At 42.2% G+C, this 14,721-nt stretch carries 13 protein-coding genes and 1 pseudogene; 1 reads left to right on the forward strand and 13 read right to left on the reverse strand.

From position 1 onward, the window contains the following. The 5 genes from parC to parE all read right to left on the reverse strand — a co-directional run. Positions 1-2,215 (reverse strand): DNA topoisomerase IV subunit A (parC, locus tag GMD5S_RS0209185; RefSeq protein ID WP_081583149.1); only part of this gene is annotated, 2,215 nt, incomplete at its 3' end. Positions 2,216-2,447: 232 nt separating this feature from the next. Beyond that, positions 2,448-3,302 carry an aminoglycoside 6-adenylyltransferase gene (locus GMD5S_RS0209190; protein ID WP_000794837.1) on the reverse strand — a complete coding sequence of 285 codons (855 nt, stop codon included), beginning with the start codon at positions 3,300-3,302 and terminating at the stop codon, positions 2,448-2,450. After that, complete coding sequence (locus GMD5S_RS0209195; RefSeq protein ID WP_000982617.1) at positions 3,292-3,804, reverse strand: hypothetical protein; 513 nt, start codon at positions 3,802-3,804, stop codon at positions 3,292-3,294. Before GMD5S_RS0209195 ends, GMD5S_RS0209190 begins: the two co-directional genes overlap by 11 nt. Before the next feature lie 401 nt (positions 3,805-4,205). Continuing rightward, positions 4,206-4,682 carry a hypothetical protein gene (locus GMD5S_RS10615; protein WP_000378451.1) on the reverse strand — a complete coding sequence of 159 codons (477 nt, stop codon included), beginning with the start codon at positions 4,680-4,682 and terminating at the stop codon, positions 4,206-4,208. Between the two features lie 12 nt (positions 4,683-4,694). After that, on the reverse strand, positions 4,695-6,638 hold the full coding sequence (parE, locus tag GMD5S_RS0209205) for a DNA topoisomerase IV subunit B (protein ID WP_000037269.1): 1,944 nt from the start codon (positions 6,636-6,638) through the stop codon (positions 4,695-4,697). A gap of 135 nt (positions 6,639-6,773) precedes the next feature. Here parE and plsY point away from each other — a divergent pair, with 135 nt between their 5' ends. After that, complete coding sequence (gene plsY / locus GMD5S_RS0209210) at positions 6,774-7,415, forward strand: glycerol-3-phosphate 1-O-acyltransferase PlsY (protein ID WP_008289233.1); 642 nt, start codon at positions 6,774-6,776, stop codon at positions 7,413-7,415. A 34-nt stretch (positions 7,416-7,449) separates the two neighbouring features. On the opposite strand, the gene GMD5S_RS0209215 is transcribed toward plsY, so the two are convergent. The 8 genes and pseudogenes from GMD5S_RS0209215 to GMD5S_RS10620 form a co-directional block, all read right to left on the reverse strand. Beyond that, on the reverse strand, positions 7,450-8,406 hold the full coding sequence (locus tag GMD5S_RS0209215) for an ABC transporter permease (protein WP_000029114.1): 957 nt from the start codon (positions 8,404-8,406) through the stop codon (positions 7,450-7,452). A 2-nt stretch (positions 8,407-8,408) separates the two neighbouring features. Next, positions 8,409-9,467 (reverse strand): ABC transporter permease, encoded by a 1,059-nt coding sequence (locus GMD5S_RS0209220; protein WP_000038684.1) that lies wholly within the window; start codon positions 9,465-9,467, stop codon positions 8,409-8,411. Beyond that, entirely contained in the window at positions 9,460-10,995 is a 1,536-nt protein-coding gene (locus GMD5S_RS0209225) for an ABC transporter ATP-binding protein (protein WP_000929832.1), read from the reverse strand. Before GMD5S_RS0209225 ends, GMD5S_RS0209220 begins: the two co-directional genes overlap by 8 nt. 136 nt (positions 10,996-11,131) lie before the next feature. Next, positions 11,132-12,187: a BMP family lipoprotein gene (locus tag GMD5S_RS0209230; RefSeq protein WP_001036152.1), complete on the reverse strand. Its 1,056-nt coding sequence runs from the start codon at positions 12,185-12,187 to the stop codon at positions 11,132-11,134. Between the two features lie 90 nt (positions 12,188-12,277). Then, the gene (locus GMD5S_RS0209235; RefSeq protein WP_000246104.1) at positions 12,278-12,667 is read right to left on the reverse strand and encodes a cytidine deaminase; all 390 of its coding nucleotides are present in this window, start codon (positions 12,665-12,667) and stop codon (positions 12,278-12,280) included. After that, positions 12,654-13,316 (reverse strand): deoxyribose-phosphate aldolase, encoded by a 663-nt coding sequence (gene deoC, locus GMD5S_RS0209240; protein ID WP_000773690.1) that lies wholly within the window; start codon positions 13,314-13,316, stop codon positions 12,654-12,656. The genes GMD5S_RS0209235 and deoC overlap by 14 nt, the downstream gene beginning before the upstream one ends. Before the next feature lie 19 nt (positions 13,317-13,335). Next, a complete protein-coding gene (locus GMD5S_RS0209245; protein WP_001202985.1) occupies positions 13,336-14,613 on the reverse strand; it encodes a pyrimidine-nucleoside phosphorylase in 1,278 nt (425 codons plus the stop codon). Further along, positions 14,610-14,721: pseudogene (locus GMD5S_RS10620) on the reverse strand (16S rRNA methyltransferase); the annotation flags it as partial. The gene GMD5S_RS0209245 and the pseudogene GMD5S_RS10620, both read right to left, overlap by 4 nt.

The following is a 14,721-nucleotide window of genomic DNA, read 5'->3' on the forward strand; positions in this document are numbered from 1 at the left end:
TCAACTCACGCAAGACTTGTAGGCCTCGTTTGGCACGGCTGGTCGCTGGAATTTCCTCAATGGAAACTCGTTTCAAGCTTCCACGTTGGGTCAAGAGGTAGAAGGATGAGGTGTTACAGATAAAGGCAGCCTGAAGTGCATCATCTGCTTTCAGGTTCATAGCCTTGACACCTGCAGCCTTGGCACCGACAACGGGAACCTCTTCGATATTGAAACGAAGGGCATAACCGTTTTGACTAATCAAGAGAACATCATCTAGTTTGATTGGAGCTACTGCTACTATCTGGTCTGTCTCGTCTTTAAGCTTAGCATATTTAACAGACTTCGACTTGTAGGTCCGCCATGGAGAGAATTCTTTGCGTTCTACGCGTTTGATTTGGCCGAGACGAGTAGCTGCAAAGTAGGTTGTCGCATCATCAAACTGATCTACCACTTCAACATAAAGGATTTCTTCGTTCGTTTCGAAGTTTGTAATGGTCTGGCTCAGATGCTCTCCGATATCTTTCCAGCGAATATCTGCCAATTCATGGATTGGTCGATAGATGACATTTCCAAGAGTTGTAAACATCAAGAGGTGCTGGGTTGTCTTGGCAGATTGAACAAAGATCAAACGATCATCATCACGCTTGCCAATTTCTTCCAGCGTAGATGCTGCAAAGGAACGTGGGCTAGTACGCTTGATGTAACCAGCCTTGGTCACGCTAACATAGGTATCTTCCTCAGCAATCAAACTAGCTGTATCAATCTCGATAACTTTCGCAGTGTCTTCTAAGGTACTCAAACGTGGAGTCGCAAATTTCTTTTTGACCTCACGGAGTTCTTTCTTCATGAGATTGTACATAGTCCGTTCATCACCGATGATAGCCGCAAGCATGGCAATCTTTTCACGCAATTCTGCTTCTTCTTCCTGCAAGACAACCACGTCTGTATTGGTCAAACGGTAAAGTTGCAAGGTAACGATGGCCTCAGCCTGCTCTTCTGTAAACTCATAGCTGACCTTGAGGTTTTCCTTGGCGTCAGCCTTGTTCTCAGAAGCACGGATAAGGGCAATGACTTCGTCCAAAATCGAAATCACGCGAATCAAACCTTCAACGATATGGAGACGTTTCTCAGCCTTTTCCTTGTCAAAGCGTGAACGAGCCAAAATCACTTCACGACGGTGGGCGATATAGCTAGACAAAATTGGGACAATCCCAACCTGACGAGGTGTGAAATTGTCAATCGCCACCATGTTGAAGTTGTAGTTGATTTGAAGGTCAGTGTATTTGAAGAGATAGTTGAGTACGAGCTCGGTATTAGCATCTTTCTTGAGCTCAATAGCGATACGAAGACCGTCACGGTCAGACTCATCACGAACCTCAGCAATACCAGCTACCTTGTTATTGACACGAACATCATCGATTTTCTTGACGAGATTGGCTTTATTGATTTCATAAGGAATCTCAGTGATAACGATTTGTTCCTTACCACCTTTTAGCTTTTCAATCTCCGTCTTAGAGCGAACGGCCACGCGCCCTTTCCCAGTTTCATAGGCCTTTTTGATTTCGTCACGGCCTTGGATAATCCCTCCAGTCGGGAAATCTGGTCCAGGCAAGAATTCCATCAGCTTATCCACCTTGGCAGTTGGGTGGTCAATCATGTAGACTGTCGCATCGATAACTTCGGCCAAATTATGTGGTGGAATGTCCGTAGCATATCCAGCTGAAATCCCAGTCGAACCATTGACCAAAAGGTTGGGAAAGGCTGCTGGTAAGACAGTTGGTTCTTTCTCGGTATCGTCAAAGTTCCACGCAAAAGGAACGGTCTTTTTCTCGATGTCCTGAAGGAGATAACCTGCAATCTCAGACAAACGTGCCTCTGTATAACGCATAGCCGCCGGCGGATCTCCGTCCATAGAACCGTTGTTACCGTGCATTTCAACTAGAATCTCACGATTTTTCCAGTCCTGAGACATACGGACCATGGCATCATAGATGGAACTGTCACCGTGTGGGTGGAAATTCCCCATGATATTCCCGACAGACTTGGCAGACTTACGGTAGCTCTTGTCAAAAGTATTGCCATCCTTATTCATCGAATAAAGAATGCGACGCTGAACCGGCTTCAAACCATCCCGAATGTCTGGCAAAGCCCGGTCTTGAATAATATACTTGGAGTAGCGACCAAAGCGCTCTCCCATGATGTCCTCAAGGGACATGTTTTGAATGTTACTCATATAAGATACAAAGCCCGTAAAATGCAAAGTGAAAATACAGCGAGCGATGCTCGCAAGAGAATTTATCTTTTTCACACAGTATTTAGGGCGTGTTCAACTCCTTTCAAAGAATGTAGAGTGGTTTTTATAGAATAAGGGATAATTTACAGAAATTAGTCCCGTGTTCAGTTACTATATATAACTAAACTATCTTTTCTGTAGTTTAATCTTTTAAATTATATACTTCATTTAGTTAGTGATTTGAAAGTCTCTCCTCAGCATACTCAATCATCTTCTCAGCTACTTCCATATCATAGTCAAATCCCTCTTTTTGAGCAAGGAAATGAGCCTCTTGATGGAAAAGTTCCATGGTAGCAAATAAAGACTGAGTGAGTTTTTCTAAACTTGAGAAATCAAGTAGGTTCGAGAATTGTTTCTCTTTCTCAGCAGGTAGATAGTTAAAGAGATATTTATAGTTCTTACCAATATCAATCGTCCCCTTATCAGCTGCAACTTGCCAAGCCACGACCTTCAAGAGTTCTTGCTGACAAATCCCATAGAGATGGTCAGTAGCATAGATGACTTGCTTGCGACAGATTCCTTTGACCACGTAAGCTGACACCCACCAAAATTCATTGCAGGCTTTTTGAAAATCAATCGCACTAGCTGGGTTTGTCCAGTAACGTTGAGGATTTGGAGAATAGGGCACAAACAAGCCTTTCTCATCTTTCAAAACTGTATAATCAGCTTCACTATCCACCCACTCTTGAATATATTCCGTAGGACAGAGGGTCAAATCAATCCGATTTCCATCTTCAAAGAGCATGAGATAAAGTCGACGGTTACCTAGAACATTATGCTGCTCAATGATACGTGTTCCAAACTGGTCCAACCAAGCAAGATTACTCGTTAGATTATCTAAGTCGTCCACGACATAAACAACATCATAATCTTGAAACTCATCTTTTGGTGCTTTTGTATCAGTTCGTGAACCGGACATGGCGACAGCCTCGACTTTTAGACTTTTTGCGGTTTGTAAAATTAATCTCAGCATTTGCGCTTCACTTCTATGTTGTCTGCACATATCTTTTATAGAATTATTTTTCATTGCCGTCTTGCTCCTCTTGTTTTTGGATGCCTCGTATTCTTTTCTTCTCAAGCTCTCCTACGATCAATTGGATAGTTGAACAAATCCCCAAAACGATTAAAATAAAATATAACAAATTCATATCGTTTCTATGATATATTTGAAAGCTTCTCCATAATACAAAAGTATTTACTAATGAAAGAAGGAAAAGTAAAATAGCATTGAATCGAAGTGTTATAGCAAACTTACTCTTAAAAAACCTATAATGTTTTCCAATCCGATAGAGAGTATATAGTGAAAAAACAATCATCAAAGGTGTGAAGGCAAGTGCATAAAATAAGATAAACCCTATTCCTGAGTATGGTTTACTTTCCATTGGTAGATCTAATAGACAGATACCAATAGTGAGGATGTTCAATATAAACAAAGATACTGTACGAGCACACTCTTTTCTACCTTTATTGTTCATTAAATCATATATAATTCCAAAAATGGCCAAGAGAACAAGGAAAAAAGGCATCATTAATAACGTAATCAATCCAGCACCTCCAATAGTTTTAGCGATTGTTTACATGCAAAAGATGATCGTCGCCTTTACTTGAACTTTACAACTCCCCTGTATGGTAAAGTTTATACCCTTCGTAATAATATGAAGCATCCACCCCCTGAAAAAAACGGGCTTGAGTGAGGTCATCCGTCAGATTATTGAAGAGGAGATACTTGAGTTCTTATCAGCGTCAACTTTTAAAGTTTTAACTGTTCCTAAAATCAGTCCAAGCATTTAGGGTTCTGTTCTCATATTTCTCTCCTTCATCACTTAGAGCTGTTTGAAATTGTTTTTCATTATATATCGTAAACCATTTGCCATCTCTTACATAATCTAAGCAATTAATCACTATTCCCTACCAAAAAGTATTCTGTGTCTTACTGATTTCGTTTGGTGTAATGGAGATAGAGAGGAGGAAGATAGGAAACTAGAATCATCAAAATCATTACCAAGAATGTCAACAGATGGATCTGAACTAAATTTACCACATACCATCCCAGAATACCTACAGATAGGGGGCCTAAAACATAGGATAGGAAAATCAAAAAAGCCTTCCACCGTTTCTCCGGATAGACGTAACACAATCGAATAAGTGTGTAGACTAAGGCTCCTGCTATCAAAGGAAAACCAATAAACAGCATAATAGCAGTCGCTACTAAAGCACTGGATTCTGAGGAATCCATATTAAATAAAAGCATCAAGATCATAAATAAAGTAAATACAATCGGTGCATATAATCCTTGGAAACTTTTTTTTCGACTATTGATGTAGAATGCAAGAATAGCCGAGGGTAAAGAAACTAAGAAAATCAAACCCAAATAACTTCCAAAAATCGAATGTCCGGAACTATCCATTATTCATACTCCTTAAAACACTGTCGCTTCCTCCAGCGTAAACTTAACATTATCTTCAATCCATTTACGGCGTGGTTCAACCTTGTCTCCCATGAGGACATTGACGCGACGTTCAGCGCGTGCTAGGTCTTCGATGGTGACACGGATAAGAGTGCGGGTTTCTGGATTCATGGTTGTTTCCCAGAGCTGATCTGCGTTCATTTCACCAAGTCCCTTGTAGCGTTGGAGGGTTGCGCCTTTACCAAACTGTTTGCGGAGTTCTTCTAGTTCTCCGTCTGTCCAAGCATAAGCTACTTCTTCTTTCTTGCCTTTGCCTTTGGACATCTTGTAAAGAGGCGGAAGGGCAATATAGACATGGCCTGCCTCAACTAGCGGACGCATGTAACGATAGAAAAATGTCAAGAGCAAGGTCTGGATATGGGCACCATCGGTGTCCGCATCGGTCATGATAATGATCTTGTCATAGTTGGCATCTTCAATGGAGAAGTCTGCACCCACACCCGCACCAATGGTATAAATCATGGTATTAATTTCTTCATTTTTGAGGATATCCGCCATCTTAGCCTTGGCTGTATTAATCACCTTACCACGAAGAGGTAAGATAGCCTGGAACTTGCGGTCACGACCTTGTTTGGCAGAACCACCGGCAGAGTCACCCTCGACTAGATAGAGTTCATTCTTAGCTGGATTTTTAGACTGGGCTGGCGTTAATTTACCAGAAAGCAAGCCCTTGTCTTTCTTATTCTTCTTGCCATTTCGGCTCTCATCACGCGCCTTACGTGCTGCTTCACGAGCATCACGGGCCTTGATAGCCTTGCGAATGAGATTAGAAGCTAGTTCTCCATTTTCCATGAGGAAGAAGGTCAACTTATCAGCCACAATTCCATCTACAACAGGACGAGCCAGAGGACTCCCTAGTTTATCCTTGGTCTGACCTTCAAACTGGAGGTGTTCTTCAGGAACTAGGATAGAAAGAACGGCTGCAAGTCCCTCACGATAATCTGAACCCTCAAGGTTTTTATCTTTTTCCTTGAGAAGTCCCGTTTTACGAGCGTAGTCATTCATAACCTTGGTAATGGCAGACTTAAGTCCTGTCTCATGCGTTCCACCATCTTTCGTGCGAACGTTATTGACAAAGGATAGAATATTATCTGAAAAACCATCATTGTACTGGAGGGCAACTTCCACTTGGAAACTATTGTCTTCGCCTTCAAAGTATAGGACTGGCGTCAAGGTTTCCTTGTCTTCATTGAGGTAAGAAACAAAGTCTTGTACCCCGTTCTCATAATGGAATTCGATAGATTCATCTGTTCGTTTGTCTGTTAATGACAAGGTTACATTTTTTAAGAGAAAGGCTGACTCATTAAGACGCTCTGAAATGGTATTGTACTTGAAATCTGTCGTAGAAAAGATACTAGCATCCGGCATAAAGGTAACTTTAGTACCTGTCTTAGACTTAGGTGCTGTTCCAACCTTTTCAAGAGTTGTTACGGGCTTCCCACCATTTTCAAAACGTTGCTTGTAGACTGCACCATCACGCGTAATTTCCACTTCCAGCCAACTAGAGAGGGCGTTGACTACAGAAGAACCAACTCCGTGAAGACCACCAGAAGTCTTGTAACCACCTTGTCCGAATTTTCCCCCAGCATGGAGAATGGTAAAGATAACTTCAACAGTTGGAATTCCCATGGCGTGCATCCCTGTCGGCATCCCTCGACCATGGTCTTGAACGGTTAGACTGCCGTCTTTATTGATAGTCACATCAATGCGGTCACCAAATCCAGACAAGGCTTCATCGACTGCATTGTCCACAATTTCCCAGACTAGGTGATGGAGACCAGCACCGTCAGTCGAGCCAATATACATCCCCGGACGTTTACGGACCGCATCCAACCCTTCTAGCACCTGAATGGCGTCATCATTGTAGTTATTAATATTGATTTCCTTTTTTGACACAAGGAACCTCCTATTTGTTCATCTTTTCTATTTTACAGGTTTTCTAGCGATTTTGCAAAGCTTTTCCCTTTCAGCTGTCACAATTTCACAGGATATTCTCTGACTTTCTATACCGTTTCATGGTATAATAGTTCTATGATGACATTTGTATTATTAATTTTAGCTTATTTGCTAGGTTCGATTCCGTCTGGTCTTTGGATTGGACAAATCTTCTTTCAAACAAATCTGCGTGAACACGGCTCTGGAAACACCGGAACAACCAATACTTTCCGAATTTTAGGTAAGAAAGCGGGTATGGCAACCTTTGTGATTGACTTCTTTAAAGGAACCTTGGCCACTCTCCTTCCTATTCTTTTCCACCTACAAGGTGCATCACCTCTTGTATTTGGACTTTTGGCTGTGATTGGACATACTTTCCCTATCTTTGCAGGATTTAAGGGGGGCAAGGCTGTCGCAACTAGCGCTGGAGTTGTTTTCGGATTTGCGCCTGCCTTCTGTCTCTATCTAGCAATCGTATTCTTTGGAAGCCTCTATCTAGGTAGTATGATTTCACTGTCTAGCGTTACTGCTTCTATCGCAGCCGTTATCGGAGTTCTCCTATTTCCACTATTTGGTTTTATCCTAAACAGCTATGACCCTCTCTTCATTTTGATTATCCTAGCACTTGCTAGCTTGATTATCATTCGTCACAAGGATAATATCACACGTATCAAAAATAAAACTGAAAATCTTGTCCCTTGGGGATTGAACCTAACCCATCAAAATCCAAAAAAATAAAACGCCAGTTTGAAACTGACGTTTTTTTGTATGCTTATTTTGACTTGATGTAGTTGATACCGTCTGCCTTAGGTGCAACTGCTTTTCCAAAGAAGGCTGCCAAGACAAGGATGGTCAAGACATAAGGGGCGATTTGAAGGTAAACCGCTGGCACTCCTTGTAGGAAAGGTAATTGAGAACCGATAACTGCCAAACTTTGTGAAAGTCCGAAGAAGAGACTAGAAAGCATAGCACCGATTGGGTTCCATTTACCAAAGATCATTGCCGCAAGAGCGATAAATCCAGGACCGACAATAGTTGTCACTGAGAAGTTAACTGAAATGGATTGAGCATAAATCGCTCCCCCAATTCCACCAAGGAAACCTGAAATAACAACCCCAAGATATCTCATTTTGTAGACATTGATCCCCAAGGTATCCGCTGCTTGAGGGTGTTCACCGACAGAGCGAAGACGAAGACCAAAGCGGGTCTTGAAGAGGATAAACCAAGCAAGGAAAGAGAAGGCAATCGCGATATAACCTAGTAGACTGGTTGACTTGAAGAAGATATCTCCAATCACTGGGATATCAGCCAAAACTGGGAAATCAAAACGTCCAAAAGTTTGGCTTAAGTTATCCGTTTGTCCTTTGTTATAAAGAACTTTAACCAAGAAAACCGCTAGGGCAGGCGCCATCAAGTTCAATACTGTACCACTGACAACATGGTCCGCACGGAAATGAACTGTAGCGACTGCATGGATGAGGGAGAAAATAGCTCCCACGATACCAGCAACTAACAAGGAAATCCAAGGAGTAGCTGCTCCAAGTTGTTCTGCAAACTCAAGGTTAAAGACAACCCCAGAAAAGGCCCCCATAACCATAATTCCTTCAAGACCGACATTGACAACACCAGCACGTTCAGAGAAAACGCCTCCGATACTCGTAAAAATAAGTGGTGCTGAGTAAATCAGCATAGAAGAGACCAAGAGGGTGAGTAATGTTGTAATAGACATCCTTACTTACCTCCTTTAACTTGTTTTTTAGGTTTGACAAAGCGTTCGATAATATAGTGAACGCTGACAAAGAAGATAATAGACGCTGTTACAATGCTAACAAGCTCAGACGGAACTTGTGCTGCGTTCATCCCCGGTGCTCCTACTTGCAAAACTCCAAATAAGAAGGCTGCAAAGAGAATTCCAATTGGTGAATTTCCAGCAAGCAAACTAACTGCCATCCCGTTAAATCCGATAGCTAATGATGATCCCTGAACGTAAACGTTTTGGAAGGTTCCAAGACCTTCGACAGCTCCACCAAGACCAGCCAAAGCACCAGAGATAATCATTGATAGAATGATTGTACGTTTTGCTGAAATACCAGCGTACTCTGAAGCGTGGGGATTGAGACCAACTGCGCGAATTTCAAAACCGAGAGTCGTTTTCTTGAGCAAGAACCAAATCACGCCAACAGCAATGATTGCAAAGAAGATTCCGATATTCATACGAGAATTTCCAGTCAACTCTGATAACCATGGGGTCTGGTATGTAGCGTTGGCACTAACACGAATCGTTGAGTCTGTACTTTGCATAATATCTTTAGGAAAGGCATGAATAAAGGCATTTCCCACATACAATACAATGTAGTTCATCATGATGGTCACAATGACCTCTGACGTACCGAGATAGGCTCTGAGGATACCTGGAATTGCTCCAACAATTCCACCTGCGATCAAAGCAATGATCACTGTCAATGGAATCAAAACGAGACGAGGCATGTCTGGATTTGACAAGGCAAACCAACCACTGAGAATCCAGCCTGCAAGTGCTTGACCAGGAAGTCCAACGTTAAAGAAACCTGCTCGACTGGCAACTGCGAAACCTAGACCTATCAAGACAAGAGGACCCATGGCACGGAAAATTTCTCCAATCCCACGGAGGCTACCAAAAGCTGTATAGAACAACTCCTCATAGCCCCAGATAGCATCATATCCGAAGATCCACATGACAATGGCTCCGAGCAAGATTCCTAAGAATACGGAAATCAAGGGAACCGAAATTTGTTGTAACTTTTTAGACATCACTCTTCTCCTTTCCCAAGTTTCCACCTGCCATCAAGACACCAAGTTCTTGTTTGTTAGTCGTTTCTGGCGATACAATACCTTGAATCTTACCATCGTGAATAACAGCAATTCGGTCTGAGACATTTAAAATCTCATCCAATTCAAAGCTGACAACAAGGACAGCCTTACCGTTATCACGCTCTTCAATCAAACGTTTGTGGATATATTCAATGGCACCGACATCCAAACCACGAGTTGGTTGGCTGACGATAAGGAGATCAGGATCACGATCAATCTCACGAGCGATAATCGCTTTTTGTTGATTTCCTCCTGAAAGAGCTGCTGCTGGAACAAATTCGCTTGCCGCACGGACGTCAAATTCTTCCATCAATTTCTTGGCATGTGAAGTGATATTGGCATAGTTCAAGATACCATTCTTGCTGAGTGGTTCTTTGTAGTAGGTTTGAAGAGCAATATTTTCTGAAATCATCATCTCCAAAATCAAGCCATCCCGGTGACGATCCTCAGGAACGTGCCCCACGCTTAGTTCTGTAATTTGTCGAGGATGCATTCCCACAATTGATTTGCCTTTTAATTCAACGCTACCTGACTCAATCTTACGAAGACCTGTAATGGCTTGAATGAGTTCAGATTGACCATTGCCATCAATACCTGCAATACCGACAATCTCACCAGCACGAACATCCAAAGAAAGATTCTTCACAGCTGGTACACCGCGGTTTTCATTGACAACCAAGTCTTTGATAGACAAGACCACTTCTTTGGGTTGTGGTGCCTGTTTTTCCGTTTTAAAGGAGACTGAGCGTCCAACCATCATTTCTGCCAAGTCCGCATTTGTTGCCCCTGCGATTTCAACTGTCTGGATTGATTTCCCACGACGGATAACCGTGACTCGATTGGATACCGCACGAATCTCATCCAGTTTATGGGTAATCAAAATGATAGACTTCCCTTCTTTGACAAGGTTTTTCATGATTGCCATCAACTCATCAATCTCTGAAGGAGTCAATACGGCTGTAGGTTCGTCAAAGATAAGGATATCAGCACCACGATAGAGTGTTTTCAAGATCTCTACACGTTGTTGGGCACCAACGGAAATATCCGCCACCTTAGCAGCTGGATCCACTGCCAAACCATAACGTTCAGAAAGAGCCTTGATTTCTTTAGTAGCACCAGCTATATCTAGAACACCATTTTTAGTGATTTCACTCCCTAAAATGATATTCTCAGCTACTGTAAAAGCTTCAACCAACATGAAATGTTGGTGAACCATCCCAATTCCAAGACCAGCGGCTTTAGATGGTGAGTCTAGTTTTACAACCTGACCATTCACCACAATTTCACCACTCGTTGGTTCAAGAAGTCCTGCCAGCATATTCATCAGAGTGGATTTACCCGCTCCATTTTCTCCTAAAAGTGCATGGATTTCACCTTTTCGCAGTTGCAAGTTGATTTTGTCGTTTGCTACAAATTCACCAAACACCTTGGTAATATCCCGCATCTCAATGACATTTTCGTGTGCCATATGCTCTTCCTTTCAGAGGTTTATTTTATTTCAATAAAACCTGCTAATCACATTAACAAGCTCTATTGAGACAAAAATTGCCTCAATTCTTAAAGAAGCGACCAATGGCCGCTTCCTAAGAAATGACTTTTATCCATTATTTTTCAGGAACTTTTACGCTTCCGTCAAGGATTTTAGCTTTTGCATCTTCAACAGCTTTTTTACCTTCTTCTGAAAGGTTTGTTACTGCTAGCTCAACCCCTTTATCTTTCAATGAGTAAACAATCACTTGTCCACCAGGGAATTCACCTTTTTCTGTTTTGTTGGCAATATCTTTTACAGTTGTACCAACTTGTTTCAATGTAGATACAAGAACAAAGTTAGATTCTTTACCATCTTTAGAAGTGTATTTACCTTCTGCTGCTTGGTCACGGTCTACACCGATAACCCAAACTTTTTCGTTTTCATTTTTGTTTTCGTTCAATGATTTTGCTTCAGCAAAGACACCAGCACCTGTACCACCAGCTGCTTGGTAGACAACGTCTGCACCGGCAGCGTATTGAGCTGCTGCAATTGTTTTACCTTTGGCAGCATCACCAAATGAACCAGCGTAGTCAACTTGGACTTTGATAGATGGGTCTACTGACTCAACACCAGCTTTGAATCCAGCTGCAAAACGTGAAATAACTTCAGATTCGATACCACCTACAAAACCAACTTGTTTTGTTTTCGTAGTTTTCGCTGCTGCAACACCAGCAAGGTAAGCTGCTTCGTTATCCGCAAATCTTACGCTCGCAACATTATTTTGACCTTCAATCACATCATCAATCAAGACATAGTTTAGGTCAGAGTGGTCTTTTGCTGCTTCCTCAACTGCATTGTGAAGGGCAAAACCAACACCGAAGATCAGGTTGTAACTTCCAGCCGCTTGTTGCAAGTTGTTAGCATAGTCTGCTTCGCTTGTTGATTGGAAGTAAGTGTAACCTTTATCTTTAGAAAGATTGTGTTCTTTACCCCAGTCTTGCAAACCTTCCCAAGCTGATTGGTTAAATGATTTATCATCAACACCACCAGTATCTGTTACGATTGCTGCTTTGGTCTTCATTTCTGATGAAGATGAAGCTGCGTTACGAGAAGAGCGGTTACCACATGCAGCAAGTCCAACTGCTGCTACTGCAACTAGACCAAGGCCTAGCCATTGTTTCTTGTTCATTACTGAACCTCCTAAATAAGATGTGCAACGATGTTGCAAGTATGGATTGGTTGGCCACAAGGACCACAGCCACTACAAGAGCGGCCCAGACTAATTTAAGTCTGTAAATGAGTATGGAAGTAACTCCCCGACCGTCATCTCGACCGTCGATTTATCTTTAGCGACTAAAGTCACTTTTAGATCTTGTTCAAAAAATTCAACCATGACCTGGCGGCAAGCACCACATGGCGAGATGGGTTTTTCAGTTTGTCCGTAGACAATCAATTCTGAAAATTCCCGTTTCCCCTCAGAGACTGCCTTGAAGATAGCTGTACGTTCCCCACAGTTAGTCAAGGGATAACTAGCATTCTCGATGTTCACACCTGTATAAATACTACCATCCTTGGCTACTAAAACAGCTCCGATAGGAAAGTGAGAATAGGGCACGTAGGCATTCTTGCTGGTTTCAATTGCTAGTTCAATTAACTCAGTAGTCGCCATCAGCCAATTCTCCTTTTAAGATTGCTACACCAGCGGATGTTCCAATACGAGTAGCACCTGCTTCCACAAAAGCGACAGCATCCGCATATGAACGAGCTCCACCAGCTGCCTTAACTCCCATATCTGGTCCGACTGTTTTACGCATCAACTGAACATCCTCAATAGTGGCACCACCAGTTGAAAATCCAGTTGATGTTTTGACAAAGTCAGCGCCTGCTTTCTGGGATAATTGGCAAGCCACAACCTTTTCATCGTCTGTCAACAAGCAAGCTTCAATAATGACCTTCACCAACTTGTCACCACTTGCTTCTACGACAGCACGGATGTCCGATTCAACTAAATCCAGATTGCCTGATTTGAGAGCACCGACATTGATAACCATATCAATCTCATCTGCACCATTTTGGACAGCTTCTTTTGTTTCAAAAGCTTTCACAGCTGAAGTTGTTGCTCCCAAAGGAAAACCTACTACTGTACAAACTTTTACATCTGAGCCTTCAAGCCCTGTTTTCGCATGTTTCACCCATGTGGGATTAACACAAACGCTGGCAAAGTCATACTCACGCGCTTCAGATAGCAAACAATCAATTTGTTCTTGGCTTGCATCTTGCTTTAAAAGCGTATGATCAATATATTTATTTAACTTCATATTCGGATTCTCCCTGGTTTTATGAGATAATTTCTATAATTTCTCGTAAACTTTGCACTCCATCATTTATTTTAACATATTTTTGAAATTCTGTAACTAGTTCAGAAGAAATTTTTCCATTTGTATAAACTTTTGCAACAATTTCCCCTTTTTGAACGGAGTCTCCAACCTTCTTCTCAAAAACAATCCCTGTTTCATAGTCCAAGTCATCAGACTTGATTGCACGACCAGCTCCTAGTCTCATGGCATAGAGGCCAAATTCCATTGCAGGAAGAGCTGAAATAACACCCGTATCTTGAGCTGGAATTTCCACCACATGGGCAACTTTGACGGGGCGATAAAGATCTTCTAAATCACCGCCTTGTGCTGTTACCATTTCTTCAAACTTAGCCAGTGCTTGGCCATTTTCCAGGTGTTGACGGATTTCCTCGATCGTTTTCTCAACATCAGCCAATCCAAGCATAATCTGAGCTAACTCGCAGATAAAGTGACTAATATCTTCTCGACCTTTTCCTTGAAGAATCTCGATTGCCTCAAGGATTTCGAGACGATTGCCAATGGCTCGTCCCAAGGGTTGGCTCATATCGGTAATAACTGCTACCGTCTTTCGACCAACTGCCTTACCAAGATCCACCATGGTTTGAGCCAATTCGCGTGCCTCATCAACCGTCTTCATAAAGGCACCCTCACCGACCGTTACATCTAGCAAAATGGCATCCGCTCCTGCAGCAATTTTCTTGCTCATCACCGAACTCGCAATCAAAGGAATCGTGTCGACAGTTGCGGTCACATCTCGGAGGGCATAGAGAAGTTTATCTGCTTTAACCAGCTGATCTGACTGCCCAATGACAGATACACCAATGTCCTGTACCTGACGAATGAAATCCTCTTGACTTCGCTCGACTTGGTAGCCCTTAATGGATTCCAATTTATCAATTGTCCCACCAGTATGGCCGAGACCTCGACCACTCATCTTAGCAACAGGCACGCCGAAACTCGCAACAAGGGGAGCCAAAATCAAGGTCACCTTATCACCTACACCACCAGTCGAATGCTTGTCAACTTTAACCCCATCAATAGCTGACAAATCAAACTCCTGACCTGTTTTAACCATATTCATCGTCAGATCAGAAATCTCACGTGTGGTCATTCCTTTAAAATAAACAGCCATAGCAAAAGCAGACATTTGATAATCTGGAACAGTTCCAGCCACATAGCCTTCTACCAACCATTTGATTTCAGCCGTAGTCAGTTCTTGACCATCTCGTTTCTTTTGGATTAAATCAACTGCTCTCATTCTTTCACACTTCTAAGGATATAATATCCCTTATCTTTCTTTACAATTTCACAACTTCCAAAAACGTCTTCCATCTTATTTCTAGCACTTGGAGCCCCTTGTTTTTTC

The organism is Streptococcus sp. GMD5S, assembly GCF_000298715.2.
In the GTDB taxonomy this organism is placed as follows: Bacteria; Bacillota; Bacilli; order Lactobacillales; family Streptococcaceae; genus Streptococcus.

Coding starts and splice junctions, on each gene's coding strand:
- GMD5S_RS0209195 (WP_000982617.1), bottom strand. CDS start 3,804: ATGATGCCTTTTTTCCTTGTTCTCTTGGCCATTTTTGGAATTATATAT.
- GMD5S_RS0209230 (WP_001036152.1), bottom strand. CDS start 12,187: ATGAACAAGAAACAATGGCTAGGCCTTGGTCTAGTTGCAGTAGCAGCA.
- GMD5S_RS0209220 (WP_000038684.1), bottom strand. CDS start 9,467: ATGTCTAAAAAGTTACAACAAATTTCGGTTCCCTTGATTTCCGTATTC.
- GMD5S_RS0209215 (WP_000029114.1), bottom strand. CDS start 8,406: ATGTCTATTACAACATTACTCACCCTCTTGGTCTCTTCTATGCTGATT.
- GMD5S_RS0209225 (WP_000929832.1), bottom strand. CDS start 10,995: ATGGCACACGAAAATGTCATTGAGATGCGGGATATTACCAAGGTGTTT.
- GMD5S_RS0209235 (WP_000246104.1), bottom strand. CDS start 12,667: ATGGCGACTACTGAGTTAATTGAACTAGCAATTGAAACCAGCAAGAAT.
- GMD5S_RS0209190 (WP_000794837.1), bottom strand. CDS start 3,302: ATGAAAAATAATTCTATAAAAGATATGTGCAGACAACATAGAAGTGAA.
- plsY (WP_008289233.1), top strand. CDS start 6,774: ATGATGACATTTGTATTATTAATTTTAGCTTATTTGCTAGGTTCGATT.
- deoC (WP_000773690.1), bottom strand. CDS start 13,316: ATGAAGTTAAATAAATATATTGATCATACGCTTTTAAAGCAAGATGCA.
- GMD5S_RS10615 (WP_000378451.1), bottom strand. CDS start 4,682: ATGGATAGTTCCGGACATTCGATTTTTGGAAGTTATTTGGGTTTGATT.
- GMD5S_RS0209245 (WP_001202985.1), bottom strand. CDS start 14,613: ATGAGAGCAGTTGATTTAATCCAAAAGAAACGAGATGGTCAAGAACTG.